This is a genomic window from Mitsuokella sp. AF33-22 (genome assembly GCF_003475755.1).
GTDB lineage: Bacteria > Bacillota > Negativicutes > Selenomonadales > Selenomonadaceae > Mitsuokella.
Genome location: NZ_QRQA01000008.1, coordinates 1 through 16,809 on the forward strand (window position 1 = coordinate 1; position 16,809 = coordinate 16,809).

Here is a 16,809-nt window from a genome sequence, read left to right on the forward strand (position 1 = left end):
CCCGACACTCAGTGGCGTTTTTCGCCCGGCGCTAACACGGTCATATTGGGGACGGAAAGATTCTGATTTCAGGCATAGACAATGTGATCCGTGTTCGCACGGGTGAAGAGGGTAAAGCCGCAATCAAGCGGTCAGCACTTTCCTGAAAAAAGTAAAACAAAGACGTGTTAAGATGTCCTCAAAAGCTAGTACGTATTTGGATAAAATAAAAGGAGAATTTATTATGGTTAACGAAACGATATTAACGTCTGTCCGCATCATCACCAGTGAAAATCGCTTTGAAGGATTGAAGGTCGCCCTAGAGGGAATCGGCATCACTGGTATGACGGTGCGCCGCGTTCTCGGCTATGGACATGAAAAAGGGCATGCGCACGAGTTCCACAATCCGGAGATTTCTTCGAACCTCCTGCCAAAGCTTGAAGTCGAAGTCGTCGTTTCGAAGATTCCACCAGAAAAAGTCGTGGAGACTGCGACAAAGGTGCTTCATACCGGGAAGTTCGGCGATGGCAAGATCTTCATCAACAAAATCGATGACGTCGTCAAGATCCGCACTGGGGAAAGAGGATATGATGCGCTGCAGGATGAAACGTAATCACCTTTGTGCATCCGTCTAAGAAAGGGGCTACTCTATGAGAAGACCATATAAGCGTTTTTGCCCTTTATAAACGTATTGTTGGTCATACCTGTGAATGTCAATGAAAAAATGAGCCGTGTGCGAACGAAGAACTGAGCCACCTTGGACCAGCTTTGTTTTCATATCTATGGAATATGTTCGTCTCCATCCGCACTATTGATAAACGAAATTTTATGATGGAAGCCCGCCTTGTCCTGCCAGGAACAGCAGGAGAAGGCGGGCTTTTTCTATACCTGCTGAAAAATTGAACGTCTTGTAGGGGGGACATATGTGCTATAATTCATCTTAATGGTATGTTAATAAATTTTTAAAAGTAGTGGGAGGATATGGACATGAAAACGTTCAATCGGGGAAATCTGACAACTGCTGTTTTACTGGCGCTTACCATCGGGATGAGTCAGCCTGTATTTGCATCGGATACGGTTTATGAGAATGCTGCAACCAAGTCAGCTGACTTAAGCGATGTTTCTGTCAGCGATACCTTGTCATCTGTACGGGCAAGATTATAGCGACGGGGGCTGACAATCAGAGCATTAAACTTGCAGATACGCGGAATGGTGGAACCGTATACAATGTCTTTGCCTATAATGGAGGCACTATTCAATTGGGTGATGCGAATACCAAATCCGTTACAATAAATTCTACCGGTGAAAATGCTTATGGCATTATGGCATTTGAAGATGGTGATTATAAAAAAACGAATCCAGGTACTCCCTCTAAGGTAGTAGTTAATGGCGATACCTTGACGATTAACGTTCACGGGACAAAATGGGCTATTGGCGCTCAGGCACAGAGTAATTCGAACAATCCTGCTTCTGTTATCGATATCAATACGAAAAATACCATCATCAACGCCTCTACTGATGTGGATGCCAGCACGCTGAAAGATGGTGATGAAAATCCGGCTATTGGCTTAATCAGCTATTCCGGCTCAACAGTAACGATTCACAACAACCTTACGATCAACGCGCCGACGGCCATCAGCACGCGCGGCCATTCCACGGTAACCATCAATCCTGAAGGAACGGAAACGGTCAAGCTCAATGGCGATATTTCTTTTAACTATGATGCCAAAACTTCTGGTACGAGCATTGATTCCACTGTCGATATCAATTTGACGAATGCAGAATCTTACTTGAACGGCAATATCATCAAGACAGGTAATCCTCCGGAAAATAAGATTACGGTGAAGGATATGAAGCTCACCGCCAGTAACGGCGCCGTATGGAACACGACCAAGAACAGCTTTGTCAATCAGCTGACGCTGACGAACGGCGGCCAGGTCAATCTGTCCGGGGACGCACATGAGGTTGATGTCCTGGACAGCCTGACGAGTAACGGCGGCGTGGTGACGACGGACAGCCTGGACAGCCAGTTAAAACTCGCTTCCGGTGCGCAGAAGGCAGTGAAATCCCTGACCGTAAAAGGCAGCGGCAACCTGGCCGATGCGATTGCGGCAGATGCTTCAGTGGCGCAGAAGCTGGCCAACGTCGTTACCAGTGAAGATACGCAAAAATCTTTGGCGACGCAGGTAACGACGGATGAAGGCCTCATTGCGGGCGCGTACAATGGCACGATCAATGCCGATGGTACCGTGACGGGCCATCAGGCCATCAATACGGGCAACAGTGCCATCAGCAACATGGCGGCGATTTCTTTGATGACCTGGCGCCAGGAAAACAACGATATGAACAAGCGGCTGGGGGAACTGCGTGACAGCAAGGGCAAGGAAGGTACCTGGTTCCGCATGGCGCGCGGCGAGATGAAGTATGGCGAGCAGAACGTCAAGAACCAGTACAATTATTATCAGCTCGGCTGGGACACGAAGGTATCACCAACCTGGACCGTAGGCGGCGCCCTGACGTATACGGACGGACAGAGTTCGTTCTCCGGCGGCAATGGCACCAATAAGCACACGGGCTTTGCCATTTATGGCAGCCAGCTGCAGAATGATGGCAGCTTTATCGACCTCATCGGCCGTTTTGCTCATATGAAGAACGAATTCAGCACGGTGACGGGTGCCGGCAACGGCAGCTATGATACGAACGGCTTCAGCCTCAGTGCAGAATACGGCAAGCGCTATCAGCAGAGCGGCAATTTCTGGCTTGAGCCTCAGGCTGAATTGACGTATGGTCATGTGACGTCAGCGGATGTGACGAGCAATCGCGGCGTTCATCTTCATCAGGACAGCCTGGACAGTCTCGTGGGACGCCTAGGCTTCTCCGCCGGCCAGGATATCAAGGCGGGGAATATTTATGCACGGGCATCATATCTCCATGAGTTCCAGGGGGATGCCGATTCCAATATGACGTACGGTTCGGTCAACACGCCGTTTATGCGTGACCTTGGCGGCAGCTGGTGGGAGTTCGGCCTTGGCACGAATTTGAATTTCGGCAAGGACAGCCATTTCTATCTCGATGTCGAGAAGAGCACGAACGGCGATGTCACGACGCCATGGCAGTGGAATGTCGGCTTCCGCGTGGCCTATTAAACACATACCTTGTTCAAACCGCTCTATCCTGTGTGTGGCAGGATAGAGCGGTTTTTCTTTTTCATTATGTTTTGTTTAACGCCTGTTTAAAGGCAGCTTTTATACTTTGCTTTAGTTAAGACATTATTGCTTAGTGAGAGGTGAAGCAGGCGTGAAGAGAAACGATATTGCAGGGCTGCTGATTTTTGGTCTCGTGCTCTATATGCTGGGAAACTGGGCCTTGCCAATAACGGACCCGGTGGAGTCCAACTATGTGGAAACGGCCAAGGAGATGATCCAGGCCGGTGATTATCTGTCGCCGCGGATTTTTGGCAATTACTGGTACGATAAACCCATCTTGTTCTATCTGCAGCTTATTGCAGCCTTCCAGGTATTTGGCATGACGGACTTTGCGGCCCGCTTCTTTCCGGCGGTCTTTGCCGTGACCGGTCTCATCATGACGTATGCCTTTGCGACGAAGCTGTACAGCCGCCGCGTCGGACTGATGTCGGCGGTGTTGCTCGGGACATCGGTTGAATACTGGTACCTTGGGCATGCGGTCATCACGGATATGACACTTTGGGTGACGGTCAGCGCAACGCTCATGAGCTTTTATGCCGGCTATGAAAGCGGCAAGGCAAAATATTATTATCTGGCCTTTGCGGCCGCAGGCATTGCCGTTCTTGACAAAGGCCCGATCGGCCTGGCGCTGCCGGGCCTCGTCATCCTGCTGTTCCTGCTCTGGCAGCGCTGCCTGCCGATGCTGCTGAACATCCACCTGCTCGGCGGCTTCATGCTCTTCCTCGGCGTCGTCAGTCTCTGGTATGCGCCCATGTACCTGCTGCATGGCAGTGATTTTCTCGATACCTTCCTCGGTGTGCACAATGTCCTGCGCGCGACGGTGTCGGAGCATCCACGCAACAACGTCTGGTATTATTATCTGCTGGTGTTCCTGGCGGGCTTCCTGCCGTGGTCGCTGGCCGTACTGCCGGCGTTCTTCAAGCGCCTGTTCAAGCGGGAACTGCATCTGCCGACGGACGAGCGCGAGCGCTTCCTCGTGGTCTGGGCGCTGGCTGTCTTCGTCGCATTTGAATGCATGGCGTCGAAATACATGACGTATACGTTCCCGTATATGATGCCGCTGGCCATCCTCATGGGCCACTACTTCCTCGCACATGAGACGATGTTCTGGCGCCTGGCCAAGGGTATGGGCGTGATCTATCTCATTTCCGTGTTTACCATCCTGCCGTTTGCGCTGCAGAAGAATTCGGGACAGGGCGTGGCTGAAATTCTGCAGCAGCAGAGCCAGCCGGACACGGTCGTCGTGACTTACGGCATCCGTTACCCGGTTTCCATCGCGTACTACAGTGATTTGCGTCCGGCCCGCCTGATGCAGACGGAGGCCGATATCGAGGAAGTGCGTCCGCACAAGATGAGCTGGACGGCGACGAACATCATGCCGTTTGCGGCCGTCGAGGATATGAATCTGCAAAAGGACACGCTGCTCGTGACCGACTGGGAACATGCGAAGGAACTTGGCACGAAGGTTCCGGGGGCTTGGCAGGAAGTCGGCAGCAGTTATGATTATGTGGTCTATCGCTTGAAGCCCGATGTATCGTATGATGGACATGTCGAGCTGCCTGGCAGGAAAAACGATATATCCTATGGAATCTTAGAACAGTATCTGTTGGGAACCCAGACAAACAAGCTGCAGGATTCCTGATGCATCAGGTATTTTGAAAGGATGAATCGTATGAGATTGCGTGATCTCTCCGTGCGCCACCGGCTGCTATTCAATAATGCCATCATGGTCCTCATCCCCGTCATGCTGCTCGTCGGTATTGGCAGCTGCATCTTTCATGGGCTGCGTGCGACCGGTAATTTCCGGGAGCGCGAAATCGAGATTCTCTGGCCGGAGGCAGGCGATACGGTCCCTGTCCTCATGGGGGTCAGTCATCTTTTTTCCAATGTGGCTGGCGGTGAGCATGAGATTCTTGACCGCCACATGCAGTCCATGGAAGACCTGGGCATCCGTATCGCTGTCATCCGCGATGGCGAACTGGACTATGAGACGGACCCTGGCAGCGCACAGGAGCTGATCGCGGCATCGTATCAGGCAGCACCGGGCGATGGCAATGTGATGCGCTGGGATGATGCAGGACTGGTCTACCGTTACATTTCCGGGGACAAGAAATCCGTGGCCGTGGCGATGGGACCCGTTCCCTTCCATATTGGTGCGGGGTATTTTCCGCCGCATATGGGGCTTGTATGGCAGGTCCTGGGCTGGGGCATCCTGCTGCTGGCCGTGGGCATCATTATTTTTGTCGGGTCGTTCCTCGTTCGGCGGATGTCACGTGATATCGTCCAGCCGCTTGAGGATTTGCAGCGGTCTGCCCGTCGCATCGGTCAGGGGGATTACGACACGCCGATACAGAGTCATGGCACCGACGAGCTCGGCGAGACGGCCGTCGTCTTTGAGGAGATGCGCCGTCAGCTGCAGGCCGGCCGCAAGCTGCGCGAGCAGTATGAGAAGAATCGGCAGGAGCTCTTTGCGGGCATCGCCCACGACCTGGCGACACCGCTGACCAAGATCCAGGGCTATACGGGCGGTATACTCGACGGCATTGCCAATACGCCGGAAAAGCAGAGGCACTATCTCGAGCTCGTTTACCATACGAGCCAGAGCATGGAGAATATGGTGCATGAGCTCTTCCTGCTCTCGAAGCTGGAACTCGGCAAGGCTTCGTTCCAATGGGAAAATGCGGCGCTGGTACCGTTCTTGCGGCAGTATGTTTCACTGCAGGCCGAGACGCTGCGCGATCAGGATTTCTCACTGACGTTCGAGAATGAACTCGGGGCAGACACGGCTGTAGTGCGGCTTGACCGCATCCAGTTCCAACGTGTCCTCGACAACCTGCTCAGCAATGCGATAAAATATAAAAGTGACAGTGCTGGCAGCCTGATCCTGCGTCTGCAGGCAAAGGACGGCGGCTATCTTCTCGAGGGCGAGGATCGCGGACGCGGCGTCGCCAAGGAGGACCTCGGCCGGATCTTTGAGTCATTTTACCGCACGGATAAGGCCAGGGCCGGCGTCGCCAAGGGCAGCGGGCTCGGGCTTGCCGTTACGGCACGGATTGTTGAAGCGATGGGCGGCCGCATCTGGGCGTGCCCGTCCCTGCCGCAGGGGCTCTGCATCTGTATTTGGCTGCCGAAAAAAGCAAAGAGCGCACGGCAGCAAGAGGGAAAGGTGTGAGTGAGCATGAAAAAGATTCTGATCGTGGAGGACGACCGCGAGATTGCGGAATTGGAACGGGACTATCTGGAGGCATCTGATTTTGAGGTGATCATCGAGGAAGATGGCATCAAGGGTCAGGATGCTGCCTTGAACGGCGGTTTTGATCTCGTGATCCTGGATCTCATGCTGCCGCATATCGACGGCTTCAACCTTTGCCGCCGCATTCGCACCAAGCTCGATATTCCCGTCATCATCGTTTCAGCGCGCCAGACGGATATCGACAAGATTCGCGGCTTCGGGCTCGGGGCGGACGATTACATGACGAAGCCTTTCAGCCCCGGTGAGCTCGTGGCGAGGGCCAAGGCGCATCTCGCGCGTTACGAGCAGCTCAAGGGAGCCGGCAAACCGGGCGCAGAGCAGCTGACCTGCGGAGAACTCGTCCTGGAGCCCGGCTCCCGCCGCGTATTCTGCCGGCAGCAGGAGGTCCATCTGACGAATCGGGAATTCGAGCTCCTGCAGTTCTTCATGGAAAATCCCGGCATCGTTTTTTCGCGGGAGCATTTGTTTGAACGCATCTGGGGCGTCGATGCGCTGGGCGACAGTGCTACGGTCGCCGTTCACATCAACCGGATTCGAGAGAAGATTGAAGAGGATCCTGCTCGTCCCTGCTATATCGCAACGGTGCGCGGGGCAGGATATCGTTTTCATAAAGATTAAAAGAAGAGACATATATTGATAGAAAAGAGGGCTTTATTGTGAATATCTTAGTGACAGGCGGTGCGGGCTTCATCGGCTCTCATCTCGTGAGGACCCTGCAGGCGGCCGGTGAGCAGGTGACGGTGCTCGATAATTTCAGCACGGGCCTCCTTGCAAATCTGCCGGCGGCGACGAAGGTCATCGAGATGGATGTCAACAGCCCGGAACTTGCGACGGTCTTTGACGCCGGTCATTTTGATGCCGTCGTTCATCTGGCTGGCCAGACCACTGTTCATATCTCAATGGAGAATCCCTCGCTCGATGGAGAGGAGAATGTCATCGGCTCCATCCATGTCCTGGAGCAGGCTCGGCGCCATGGCGTACAGCGCGTGATTTTTGCGTCGACGGCGGCCAGTTACGGCGATGTGGCGGAAGACCGCCTGCCCATCGTGGAGTCGGAGCCGCTGGCGCCGATGTCCTTTTACGGTTTGTCCAAGGTGACGGTGGAACATTATCTGCATCTCTACCAGCAGGCATTCGGGCTCGGCTACGTCGTCCTGCGCTTTGCCAACGTTTACGGGGAGCGTCAGGGTGACGGCGGCGAAGGCGGTGTCATCAGCATCTTTGCCAAGCGCCTTGCGGAGGGCAAGGGCCTCACGATTTACGGCGATGGTCAGCAGACGCGCGACTTCATCTATGCCGGCGATGTGGCGGCGGGAATCCATGCCGCGCTTACGACTGAGCATGTCAACCACACGTATAACCTCTCGACGCAGAGCGAGACAAGTCTCAATGAGCTCGTAGAGATCCTGGGCAAAGTGGCAGGCAGAACGATTTGCCCGACGTATCAGGCGGCACGCCCCGGCGATATCTACAAGTCGCTGCTGGCAAACGGTCGTGCACGCCGTTCGCTTGGCTGGGAGCCGCGCGTCGGACTGCAGGAAGGCCTGCGCCGCACGTATGAATATTTCTGCCATCAGCAGGCGCATGCAGAATGAAAAAAGCTTGACCGTATCTGACGGAATAATAAAAAGGTGCCATCGTTTCACCTAGTTTGAAACGATGGCACCTTTTTCCGGCTTGAATCAGTGAAGCTTATGGCTGCTGCGCAGGGAGAACGCAATCTCGTTGATGTGCGTGACCGGCGGCTCTTCGAGCGGAGCATCGACAATCTCGATCTGACCCAGCATATTCTGAACCTGTTCGCGGATGCTGGCGAGATACGTCTCACGCAGCATTTTCTGTTCCGACCGTTCCGCGTCGTTCAGGCCCGTGGACCGCTGCTTGCGGGAAAGCTCGTTGATGCGGGCGATGAGTTCTTTCGTGATCATTGTGATAATCCTTTCTTACACTTCTTGCGTTTCCTTTATTATAAAAGAATCACGGCGAAATGCAAGACTTTCTTGAACGTCCGGAACGATTTTTTGCAGCGTTTTTCATGACGGCCGGCCTCTCCTGATGTGCGTTGACAGAGGCGGCTTTGCTTTGTTATACTGGGGTAGCAATCAATATATAGTGTTAAAAGATAATTATTTTAACAATAAACACAACATCTGGTTTAGGAGAGTACCATGGATCGTATTGTCGCAACGTCTGCTTTCCAGCAATTGCTGGAAGAACTTCACATCCCGGATATGGCCGGCTGCCTGGCAGGGATTGAGCAGGATTTTCCGGAGGCAGCTGCCGAGTATCCGGCTTTTCTCGAGAAGTTCACGTCCTTCCATAAAACGCGGATGACGGCGGCCGATGAGTTGCGCGCGCTCGTGCGTGCAGCCGTCGAGATGGTGCGGCCGGAGTCTCCCTGCTGGGACTTCATTGCCGCGCGCCTGCTGGCACACGAGGCTGCATGGAAGCTCTCGCAGGAAGAGGCGCGCCGGGGAATACGGGATTTCTACGGCAAGCTTTGCTATCTGGAAGCGGAGGGCCTTTACGGCAGCTATATCCTGGAGCATTATACGCAGGCGGAGCTGCAGCAGGCAGCGGGATTCCTCGATGCCGGGCGCAATGCGCTTTACACGTACGCGGGACTCGACTTTCTGCTCTCGCGTTACGTCATCCATGACCATCAGGGCACGGCGCTCGAGTCGCCGCAGGAGATGTATCTTGGCATTGCCCTGCATCTGGCCATGCAGGAGGACAAGGCCGTGCGGCTCGAGTGGGTCCGGGAATTTTACGACATGCTGAGCCTGCAGCAGGTCACGATGGCCACGCCGACCCTGGCCAATGCGCGCAAGCCGTATCATCAGCTGTCGAGCTGCTTCGTCGATACGGTGCCGGATTCTCTTGAGGGAATTTACCGCAGCCTGGATTCGTTTGCCAAGGTCAGCAAGTGGGGCGGCGGCATGGGCCTTTATTTTGGTAAGGTCCGAGCGACAGGCTCGGCCATCCGCGGCTTTGAAGGAGCTGCAGGCGGCGTCATCCGCTGGATCAAGCTCGTCAACGATACGGCTGTGGCTGTCGACCAGCTCGGCGTGCGTCAGGGCGCCTGTGCCGTCTATCTCGATGCCTGGCACAAGGATCTGCCGGAATTCCTGCAGCTGCGCACGAATAACGGCGATGACCGCATGAAGGCGCACGATATCTTCCCGGCCGTCTGTTACCCCAATCTGTTCTGGCGCACGGCCAGGGAGAACCTCGATGCGCTGTGGCATCTCATGGATCCGCATGAGATCGAAACGGTCATGGGCTATGCGCTCGAGGATTCCTGGGGCGAGGAGTGGGAACGGCGTTACCGGGCCTGCGTGGAAGAACCGCGCATCGCGAAGCGCACGATTTCCATCAAGGAAATCATCCGCCTGATCCTTCGCTCAGCGGTGGAGACGGGAACGCCTTTCGCGTTTAACCGCGATACGGTCAACCGTCTGAACCCAAATCCGCATGCGGGCATCATTTACTGCTCGAATCTCTGCACGGAAATCGCGCAGAACATGTCGCCGGTGGAGACGGTCCGCACCGATATAAAGACGGAAGAGGGCGATACGGTCGTGCAGGTCACGACGCGCCCCGGTGATTTCGTGGTCTGCAACCTCGCAAGCCTGAATCTTGGCCGCATCGATGTTACGGATGAGCAGGCCGTGAAGAACGTTGTGCGCACGGCTGTGCGGGCACTCGACAATGTCATTGACCTCAATGAGGCACCTTTGCCGTACGCGGCTCTGACGAATGCCAGATACCGCAGCATTGGCCTGGGCGTATCGGGCTATCATCACATGCTGGCACGTCACAGGATCCGCTGGGAGAGCCAGGAACATCTCGATTTTGTCGACAAGGTGTTTGAGCAGATTAATTTTGCAGCGATTGAGGCCAGCAGTGATCTCGCCAGGGAAAAGGGCAGTTACCGGCTGTTTCCCGGCAGTGACTGGCAGACGGGCCGCTATTTTGAGAAGCGGGGCTACACGTCGCCGCGCTGGCAGGAGCTCAGGCATCGCGTCGCCGCGCAGGGCATGCGCAATGCGTATCTCCTGGCCGTGGCACCGACGAGCTCGACCTCCATTCTCGTCGGTACGACGGCAGGCATCGACCCCATCATGCACCGGTTTTTCCTGGAGGAGAAGAAGGGCACGATTCTGCCGCGCATCGCACCGGATCTCGGCAAGGCGACGTACTGGTATTACAAGAGCGCGCATACCATTGACCAGACCTGGTCAATCCGGGCGGCAGGCGTGCGCCAGCGCCATATCGACCAGGCTCAGAGCGTCAATCTCTACATCACGAACGACTATACCTTCCGCCAGGTCCTCCGCCTCTACCTGGAGGCGTTCGAGGAAGGTGTCAAGACCATTTATTATGTGCGCAGCAAGGCCCTCGAGGTGGAGTCCTGTGAGAGCTGTTCTTCGTAACGCGATGCAGGGCCTTGCAGGAAAAGCAGCACGATTTTGCATCTGTCAGTATCTGTCAGGAAAGGAAAAGCAGTATGGATGAATTGCAGAAACGCCCGTTGTTCAATCCGGGCGGCGATATCGACGTGACGCACCGCCGGCTGATCGGTGGCAACACGACGAATATGAACGATTTCAATGAGCTCAGGTATACGTGGACGGCGGACTGGTACCGTCAGGCCATGAACAATTTCTGGATTCCTGAGGAAATCAATCTCGGGCAGGATGTCAAGGATTACCGCCAGCTGCCGCCGGCAGAACGCCGGGCTTACGACAAGATCCTTTCGTTTCTCGTCTTCCTCGATTCAGTCCAGAGTGCCAACCTGCCGAATGTCTCGGCTTATATCACGGCGAATGAAGTCAATCTCTGTCTCTCCATCCAGTCCTTCCAGGAATGCGTCCATTCGCAGAGCTACAGCTATATGCTCGATTCCATCGCCAGCCCCGATGAGCGCCGGGCCATTATTTTTCAGTGGAAGGATGACGAGCATCTGCTCACGCGCAATACCTTCATCGGCAATCTCTACAATGAGTTCCAGCAGGACCGTTCGCGCCGGAATTTCCTGCGCGTGCTGGTCGCCAACTACATCCTCGAGGGCATTTACTTTTATTCGGGCTTCATGTTTTTCTACAACCTCGGGCGCATGGGGCGCATGCCGGGGTCCGTACAGGAGATCCGCTACATCAACCGCGACGAGAACACGCATCTGTGGCTCTTCCGCAATATCCTGCTGGCCCTGCGTGAGGAGGAGCCCAAACTCTTTTCGACGGAACATGAGGAAATGATGCGCGCGATGATCCGGGAGGGCGTGCGCCAGGAAATCGCCTGGGGTATGTACGCAATCGGTGACGAGGTCGAAGGGCTCAGCTGCCGGATGATCGAGGACTATGTCCGCTACCTCGGCAACCTGCGCGCCAAGAGCATCGGCCTCGGCACGCTTTACGAGGGATATGAGCAGGAACCCTCCTCCATGCGCTGGGTCAGCCAGTACGCCGACCCCAATTTCGTCAAGACGGACTTCATCGAGGGCCGCAGCACGGCGTACGCCAAGAGCACGGCACTCGTCGACGATTTATAATGTATTCATATCCTGCACAATTATGCATGCAAAAAGCACGCCGTGTGGCGTGCTTTTTGCTATATGAAGGGGACAGGGGGCGAAGTTAAACAAGAATCTCTGAGAAATGCTCGACGATGCGGTCAGCCTGACTGAGGTCCTGCTCGCCGGAATGAGGGTTGTGGAAGGCGATGCAGGTCATGCCCGCAGCCTTGGCCGCAGCGATGCCGGCTGTGGCATCTTCCACGACTGTGCAGTCACATGGCGGTATGCCCAGCCCTTCAGCAGCCTTCAGGTAGATATCGGGACATGGCTTGCTGTGCGGCAGTTCCGCACCGCTGACGATGGTGTCGAAGTAGGACCGGATGCCAAAGCGGTTCAGTACCATCTCGATGATATTGCGGCCGGATGAGGAGGCCAGTCCAATGCGGAACTTCTTGTCGCGTAAGCGCTGTAAAAGCGCGGTTACCCCGGCGATGGGCTGAATGGAAGGATCGTGTATAAGCCGGTCGATATAGCGCTGGTGCTTAAAGGAGGCGAGCTCCTGCCAAGTGAGTCCTTCCTGGGGATGCGCAAGCAACGCCTTGGTAAAGAGATCCTTGCTCGTGCGGCCGGCAAAGGATGGCAGTTCCTCCGGAGGGAACGGTATGCCGAAATGACGGAATGTCTCAAGTTTTACTTCAATGTGCAGCGGTTCGCTGTCAATGAGGACTCCGTCCATATCGAATATGAATGCTTTCATGCCTGTTCCTCCTTGTTCTCTTCAGGATCTTCGAAGCCGATTATGATGGTGGCAATGAACGTGGCGACGGAGGCAATCACGAGGGTGATGAGCGCCTGCAGGATAAAGTTTTCATCTTCACCAATCCACATAGCCATGCTCAGGAGCCCTGGTGTGACATAGATGAATGCCTTGAGCTTCACAAAACCGGCGAAGAGTGCGGCGATGCCGCTGCCAATCATGCAGCCGTACATCGGACGTTTGAGCTTGAGGTTGACACCGTACATGGCAGGCTCTGTGATACCGCCGAGATAAGCGGTCATACTGGAAGAGAAGGCCAGGGATTTCAGGGTCTTGTTCTTCGTCTTCCAGGCAACGGCCAGGGCGGCTGCCGCCTGAGACATGTTGGAACAGAGTGCGACCACGCGGATGACGGGGTCAAAACCCTGCTGGGCAACGAGCATGATGCTGATCGGACTCAGGGCCTTATGCAGTCCAACGGAAACGAGCCAGGGGTAGAGAGCCGCCAGGATGGCCAGTGCAACAGCTCCGAGGGCTCCGTAGATGAACATGCTGCCATCGGCAATGGCCTGCGAGAGGAGATTGCCGAGCGGACCGATGCAGACGAGGGCCAGCGGTACGCTGATGAGGGCGATGAGCATGGGCTCGAGGAAGACCTTGACCATCCCCGGTACGATTTTCTTGACACCTTTTTCGATATAAGACATGATCCAGACGGATAACAGGACCGGGATTAAAGTAGAAGAATATTTGGCAAGCAGGACAGGTACACCGAAGAAGTCAATGGGATTCCCTTTGGCCACGAGCCCTGTCCAGGTCGGATGAACCATGGCCAGGCCGATGAAGCCGCCCATGAAGGCATTGCAGCCAAACATCTTGGCTGCGGAAAAACCAATGAAGGCCGGCATGAAGTAAAATCCTGTATCGAAAATCATATTGAGCAGGATGTAAGAAGATGATGTTTTGGTGAGCAACCCGCTCATGACGAGGACGAGCAGCAGGACTTTGCCCATGCCGCAGCCGGCCAGCAAGGGGACGACTGGGGCGATGGAACCAGTGATGGCGCCGAGAACGGCATTGACGATGCCTTTTTTCTTGGCAGGCGTGGCTGGCTTCGCTGCCTGGTCTTTTTGCAGCTGCGGATATTTCTGAATCAGAGCATCGTAAACGAGATCCACATCATTGCCGATGACCAGCTGATACTGACCGCCTTTCTTTACCAGGGACAGGACACCAGGAATGCTTTGTGCTTTGGCGTCATCGGCTTTTTTTTCGTCGCGCAGCGAGAAGCGCAGACGGGTAGCGCAGTGGACGACGGAACAGATATTGTCGGTTCCGCCGACGGCATCGACGATTTGATCAATCATTTTTGCATCCATGAAATTTCCTCCTTTTTGAGTGACATGATGCAGGGATTTTGCTTTCAGGAATAAATCAAATTGATGATATGGAGCAGGAGATAGCCTTGCTCACCATCTGTAATGGTTTTGCCGGTCTTTTCCTCTACATAATGGTTAATTGCTTTTACGCAGCGATAGGCGTCGTTGTATTGTGCTTTGCCAAGCTTATAAAAATAGTTGCTGTTGTCTTCCACCTTTTCAACTGTAAGTATGGTCCTTGTAAAAATTTGCAGATGACGGACCAGGCGCTGATAAAGCATCGGATTGGCCGTGACCTTATCCGGAAAGGACTGTCGGATGATGGCGAGTATATCCCGGACCATGCGCGTTGCTTTTACCGTTACCATCATTTGCTGATTGACGCTGGCGTTGACGATGTGGAGGGTGATGAAACCAACTTCGTCATCGGATATCGTCATCTGCAGATAACGCCGAATGATACCTACCGCTAGACGGGCCAGCCGATATTCCTGCGGGTAGAATTGCTTGATTTCCGGCAGTAGAGGATTGTGGCAGATGATGCCCTGCTTTTCCCGTTCGAGGGAAACGCTGATGTGATCGGTCAGCGTCAGATAAATGCTTTCATTGAGCTTTAGATTTGACGTTGCATGAATGTCTTGTATGAGTTCTTCCACGATTTCCAGGTAGACGGAGGGGATATCGTTGAGGATTGCCTGCAGCTTGGACTGGATGGATTTGTCCCGTAAGATGAAGAGCTTTTCAATGCGGTCTTTTTCGATGGTATCGCCGACGTGACGACCGAATGCCAAGCCCCGTCCAATCGCAATGATTTCTTCGTTCTTGTCGTCATGAGCCAAGATGACATTGTTGTTGTAGATTCGTTCAATTTTCACAATGGCATCCTTCCCTTCCATAATCAAAACTGCATTGCCTCGTCAAGCGCCTGGACGCTGCCTTCTGCCAGTGGTGTCAGGTGAACGTCCCGGGGATTCATGACAATGACCATGATGGTGGGATCGTAACCGGCTTTCCGGATGGCTGTCGGATCAAAGCGCAGGAGGGGATCACCGGCTGTAATTTGCTGGCCTTGCTGTGCGATGGGCTCGAAGCCCCGTCCGTTGAGCTCGACCGTATCAATGCCGACATGAATCAGGATTTCCAGTCCGTTCTCGCTCTTGAGTGTGAGGGCGTGTCCGGTCGGGAATGTTCCGGCCACTTCGCCGCTGACCGGTGCATAGAGAATTTTGCCTTCCGGCATGATGGCAAAACCATCGCCCATGCTCTTGCTGGCAAAGGCAGGGTCGGATACCTGATCGAGTGGCAGGTATGTCCCTTGAGCGGGGACGTAAAGGACATTGTCCTTGAGGATTTGCGGCCGCAGGGCCGGAGTCTTTTTCTTGAATAGATTGTGCCAGTTCATGATGTGTACCTCCAGTTTTCAGACATAATAAAAAGCAGGCATAACAAGATCGGCGGACGAAGCCCGTCTCGATCGCGGTTATGCCTGCTTTGCAGTAACATTCCTTGTATCTGTGCCAAGGATATCATTTTTTAGCTGTTTTGTCAATAATAAATTTTCAGATAATACAAACATAAGTTTTGTATTATTGATTATAGGTTTTTAGCATAGTATAATGTTGTTGTAATAATAAATCGGCATAGGAGGGCTTTTTCATGAGTATTCGCATTGGTATTCTGGGATATGGCAATCTGGGCCGCGGCGTGGAGTGCGCCGTGCGGGAGCATGAGGATATGGAGCTTGTGGCGGTCTTTACGCGCCGCGATCCGGCATCGGTCAAGATCTGGTCGCAGGATGTACCGGTTGTCAGCGTCAAGGATGTTGCAGCCTGGCAGGACAAGATCGACGTCATGATTCTCTGCGGCGGCAGTGCGACGGATCTGCCGAAGCAGACGCCGGAATACGTGAAGTATTTCAATGTCATTGACAGCTTTGATACGCATGCGCGCATCCCGGAGCATTTTGCTGACGTGGATAAGGCGGCCAAGGAAAGCGGCCATCTGGGGATCATCTCGGTGGGCTGGGATCCGGGCCTGTTCTCTCTGGCACGTGTCTACAGCAATGCGATTCTGCCGGATGGCAAGGATTATACGTTCTGGGGCAAAGGCGTCAGCCAGGGTCACAGTGATGCCATCCGCCGCATCAAGGGCGTCAAGGATGCCAAGCAGTACACGGTCCCCGTTGAGAGTGCTCTTGCGGCTGTGCGCTCCGGCTCGAATCCGGAACTCACGACGCGTCAGAAGCACACGCGCGAATGCTTTGTGGTCCTCGAAGAGGGTGCCGATGCAGCTTATGTGGAAAACGCCATCAAGACGATGCCGAACTACTTTGATGAGTACGACACGACGGTACATTTCATCAGTGAGGAAGAGCTCAAGAAGAATCACAGCGGCCTTGCGCACGGCGGCTTCGTTATCCGTTCGGGACACACGGGCCATGAGAAGGAGCATAACCATATCATCGAGTTCTCGCTGAAGCTCGACTCCAATCCGGAGTTCACGACGAGCGTCCTCGTTGCCTACGCCCGGGCTGCTTACCGCCTGGCCAAAGAAGGTCAGACGGGCTGCCGCACGGTGCTTGACATTGCGCCCGCTTATCTTTGCGAGCAGAGCGGGGAGGAGCTGCGCGCGCATCTGCTTTGATTCCATTTCCGATATCATCTGTAAAAAACGCTGCTGTGCCAGACGCTTGTCTGGTGCAGCAGCGTTTTTGCATC

16 protein-coding genes are annotated in these 16,809 nt (G+C 54.3%); 11 read left to right on the forward strand and 5 right to left on the reverse strand.

Annotated elements, in window-relative coordinates; genetic code table 11:
* Nucleotides 1-44: 44 nt before the first annotated feature.
* The 8 genes from DWZ54_RS12160 (at nucleotide 45) to DWZ54_RS06150 (ending at nucleotide 8,033) form a co-directional block, all read left to right on the forward strand.
* Nucleotides 45-146 carry a hypothetical protein gene (locus DWZ54_RS12160; protein ID WP_370245750.1) on the forward strand — a complete coding sequence of 34 codons (102 nt, stop codon included), beginning with the start codon at nucleotides 45-47 and terminating at the stop codon, nucleotides 144-146.
* Nucleotides 147-223: 77 nt separating this feature from the next.
* Nucleotides 224-592 carry a P-II family nitrogen regulator gene (locus tag DWZ54_RS06125; RefSeq protein WP_118014915.1) on the forward strand — a complete coding sequence of 123 codons (369 nt, stop codon included), beginning with the start codon at nucleotides 224-226 and terminating at the stop codon, nucleotides 590-592.
* Between the two features lie 374 nt (nucleotides 593-966).
* Nucleotides 967-1,143 carry a hypothetical protein gene (locus DWZ54_RS11855; RefSeq protein WP_158573628.1) on the forward strand — a complete coding sequence of 59 codons (177 nt, stop codon included), beginning with the start codon at nucleotides 967-969 and terminating at the stop codon, nucleotides 1,141-1,143.
* A 233-nt stretch (nucleotides 1,144-1,376) separates the two neighbouring features.
* Complete coding sequence (locus DWZ54_RS06130; RefSeq protein WP_158573629.1) at nucleotides 1,377-3,125, forward strand: autotransporter outer membrane beta-barrel domain-containing protein; 1,749 nt, start codon at nucleotides 1,377-1,379, stop codon at nucleotides 3,123-3,125.
* 151 nt (nucleotides 3,126-3,276) lie between these two features.
* On the forward strand, nucleotides 3,277-4,827 hold the full coding sequence (locus tag DWZ54_RS06135) for a glycosyltransferase family 39 protein (protein ID WP_233541638.1): 1,551 nt from the start codon (nucleotides 3,277-3,279) through the stop codon (nucleotides 4,825-4,827).
* A gap of 30 nt (nucleotides 4,828-4,857) precedes the next feature.
* Nucleotides 4,858-6,357, forward strand: a complete 1,500-nt coding sequence (locus tag DWZ54_RS06140) for a HAMP domain-containing sensor histidine kinase (RefSeq protein WP_158573630.1) — start codon at nucleotides 4,858-4,860, stop codon at nucleotides 6,355-6,357.
* Between the two features lie 6 nt (nucleotides 6,358-6,363).
* A complete protein-coding gene (locus tag DWZ54_RS06145) occupies nucleotides 6,364-7,056 on the forward strand; it encodes a response regulator transcription factor (RefSeq protein ID WP_118475008.1) in 693 nt (230 codons plus the stop codon).
* A 38-nt stretch (nucleotides 7,057-7,094) separates the two neighbouring features.
* A complete protein-coding gene (locus tag DWZ54_RS06150; RefSeq protein WP_118474930.1) occupies nucleotides 7,095-8,033 on the forward strand; it encodes an NAD-dependent epimerase/dehydratase family protein in 939 nt (312 codons plus the stop codon).
* Nucleotides 8,034-8,120: 87 nt separating this feature from the next.
* On the opposite strand, the gene DWZ54_RS06155 is transcribed toward DWZ54_RS06150, so the two are convergent.
* Complete coding sequence (locus DWZ54_RS06155; RefSeq protein ID WP_118014920.1) at nucleotides 8,121-8,366, reverse strand: DUF896 domain-containing protein; 246 nt, start codon at nucleotides 8,364-8,366, stop codon at nucleotides 8,121-8,123.
* A 240-nt stretch (nucleotides 8,367-8,606) separates the two neighbouring features.
* Between DWZ54_RS06155 and DWZ54_RS06160 the strand changes: the two genes are divergently transcribed.
* Both DWZ54_RS06160 and DWZ54_RS06165 read left to right on the forward strand, forming a co-directional pair.
* Nucleotides 8,607-10,874, forward strand: coding sequence for a ribonucleoside-diphosphate reductase subunit alpha (locus tag DWZ54_RS06160; protein WP_118474931.1), 2,268 nt, complete (start codon nucleotides 8,607-8,609; stop codon nucleotides 10,872-10,874).
* 74 nt (nucleotides 10,875-10,948) lie between these two features.
* Nucleotides 10,949-11,992 (forward strand): ribonucleotide-diphosphate reductase subunit beta, encoded by a 1,044-nt coding sequence (locus DWZ54_RS06165; protein ID WP_118474932.1) that lies wholly within the window; start codon nucleotides 10,949-10,951, stop codon nucleotides 11,990-11,992.
* An 85-nt stretch (nucleotides 11,993-12,077) separates the two neighbouring features.
* On the opposite strand, the gene DWZ54_RS06170 is transcribed toward DWZ54_RS06165, so the two are convergent.
* The 4 genes from DWZ54_RS06170 to DWZ54_RS06185 are packed head-to-tail and all read right to left on the reverse strand — an operon-like array spanning nucleotide 12,078 to nucleotide 15,494.
* Nucleotides 12,078-12,713, reverse strand: coding sequence for an HAD family phosphatase (locus tag DWZ54_RS06170; protein ID WP_118474933.1), 636 nt, complete (start codon nucleotides 12,711-12,713; stop codon nucleotides 12,078-12,080).
* Entirely contained in the window at nucleotides 12,710-14,092 is a 1,383-nt protein-coding gene (locus DWZ54_RS06175) for a PTS transporter subunit EIIC (RefSeq protein ID WP_118474934.1), read from the reverse strand. The genes DWZ54_RS06170 and DWZ54_RS06175 overlap by 4 nt, the downstream gene beginning before the upstream one ends.
* Nucleotides 14,093-14,136: 44 nt before the next feature.
* Nucleotides 14,137-14,967: a PRD domain-containing protein gene (locus tag DWZ54_RS06180; protein WP_118475009.1), complete on the reverse strand. Its 831-nt coding sequence runs from the start codon at nucleotides 14,965-14,967 to the stop codon at nucleotides 14,137-14,139.
* 23 nt (nucleotides 14,968-14,990) lie between these two features.
* Nucleotides 14,991-15,494, reverse strand: a complete 504-nt coding sequence (locus DWZ54_RS06185; RefSeq protein WP_118474935.1) for a PTS glucose transporter subunit IIA — start codon at nucleotides 15,492-15,494, stop codon at nucleotides 14,991-14,993.
* Nucleotides 15,495-15,748: 254 nt separating this feature from the next.
* Here DWZ54_RS06185 and DWZ54_RS06190 point away from each other — a divergent pair, with 254 nt between their 5' ends.
* Nucleotides 15,749-16,735: a diaminopimelate dehydrogenase gene (locus tag DWZ54_RS06190; RefSeq protein ID WP_118474936.1), complete on the forward strand. Its 987-nt coding sequence runs from the start codon at nucleotides 15,749-15,751 to the stop codon at nucleotides 16,733-16,735.
* The last annotated feature ends 74 nt before the right edge of the window (nucleotides 16,736-16,809 follow it).

Excerpts from the sequence above, each read along its gene's own strand:
- DWZ54_RS06125 (WP_118014915.1), top strand. The coding sequence starts at position 224 with ATGGTTAACGAAACGATATTAACGTCTGTCCGCATCATCACCAGTGAA.
- DWZ54_RS06170 (WP_118474933.1), bottom strand. The coding sequence starts at position 12,713 with ATGAAAGCATTCATATTCGATATGGACGGAGTCCTCATTGACAGCGAA.
- DWZ54_RS06190 (WP_118474936.1), top strand. The coding sequence starts at position 15,749 with ATGAGTATTCGCATTGGTATTCTGGGATATGGCAATCTGGGCCGCGGC.
- DWZ54_RS06165 (WP_118474932.1), top strand. The coding sequence starts at position 10,949 with ATGGATGAATTGCAGAAACGCCCGTTGTTCAATCCGGGCGGCGATATC.
- DWZ54_RS06185 (WP_118474935.1), bottom strand. The coding sequence starts at position 15,494 with ATGAACTGGCACAATCTATTCAAGAAAAAGACTCCGGCCCTGCGGCCG.
- DWZ54_RS06140 (WP_158573630.1), top strand. The coding sequence starts at position 4,858 with ATGAGATTGCGTGATCTCTCCGTGCGCCACCGGCTGCTATTCAATAAT.
- DWZ54_RS06160 (WP_118474931.1), top strand. The coding sequence starts at position 8,607 with ATGGATCGTATTGTCGCAACGTCTGCTTTCCAGCAATTGCTGGAAGAA.
- DWZ54_RS06145 (WP_118475008.1), top strand. The coding sequence starts at position 6,364 with ATGAAAAAGATTCTGATCGTGGAGGACGACCGCGAGATTGCGGAATTG.
- DWZ54_RS06155 (WP_118014920.1), bottom strand. The coding sequence starts at position 8,366 with ATGATCACGAAAGAACTCATCGCCCGCATCAACGAGCTTTCCCGCAAG.
- DWZ54_RS11855 (WP_158573628.1), top strand. The coding sequence starts at position 967 with ATGAAAACGTTCAATCGGGGAAATCTGACAACTGCTGTTTTACTGGCG.
- DWZ54_RS06175 (WP_118474934.1), bottom strand. The coding sequence starts at position 14,092 with ATGGATGCAAAAATGATTGATCAAATCGTCGATGCCGTCGGCGGAACC.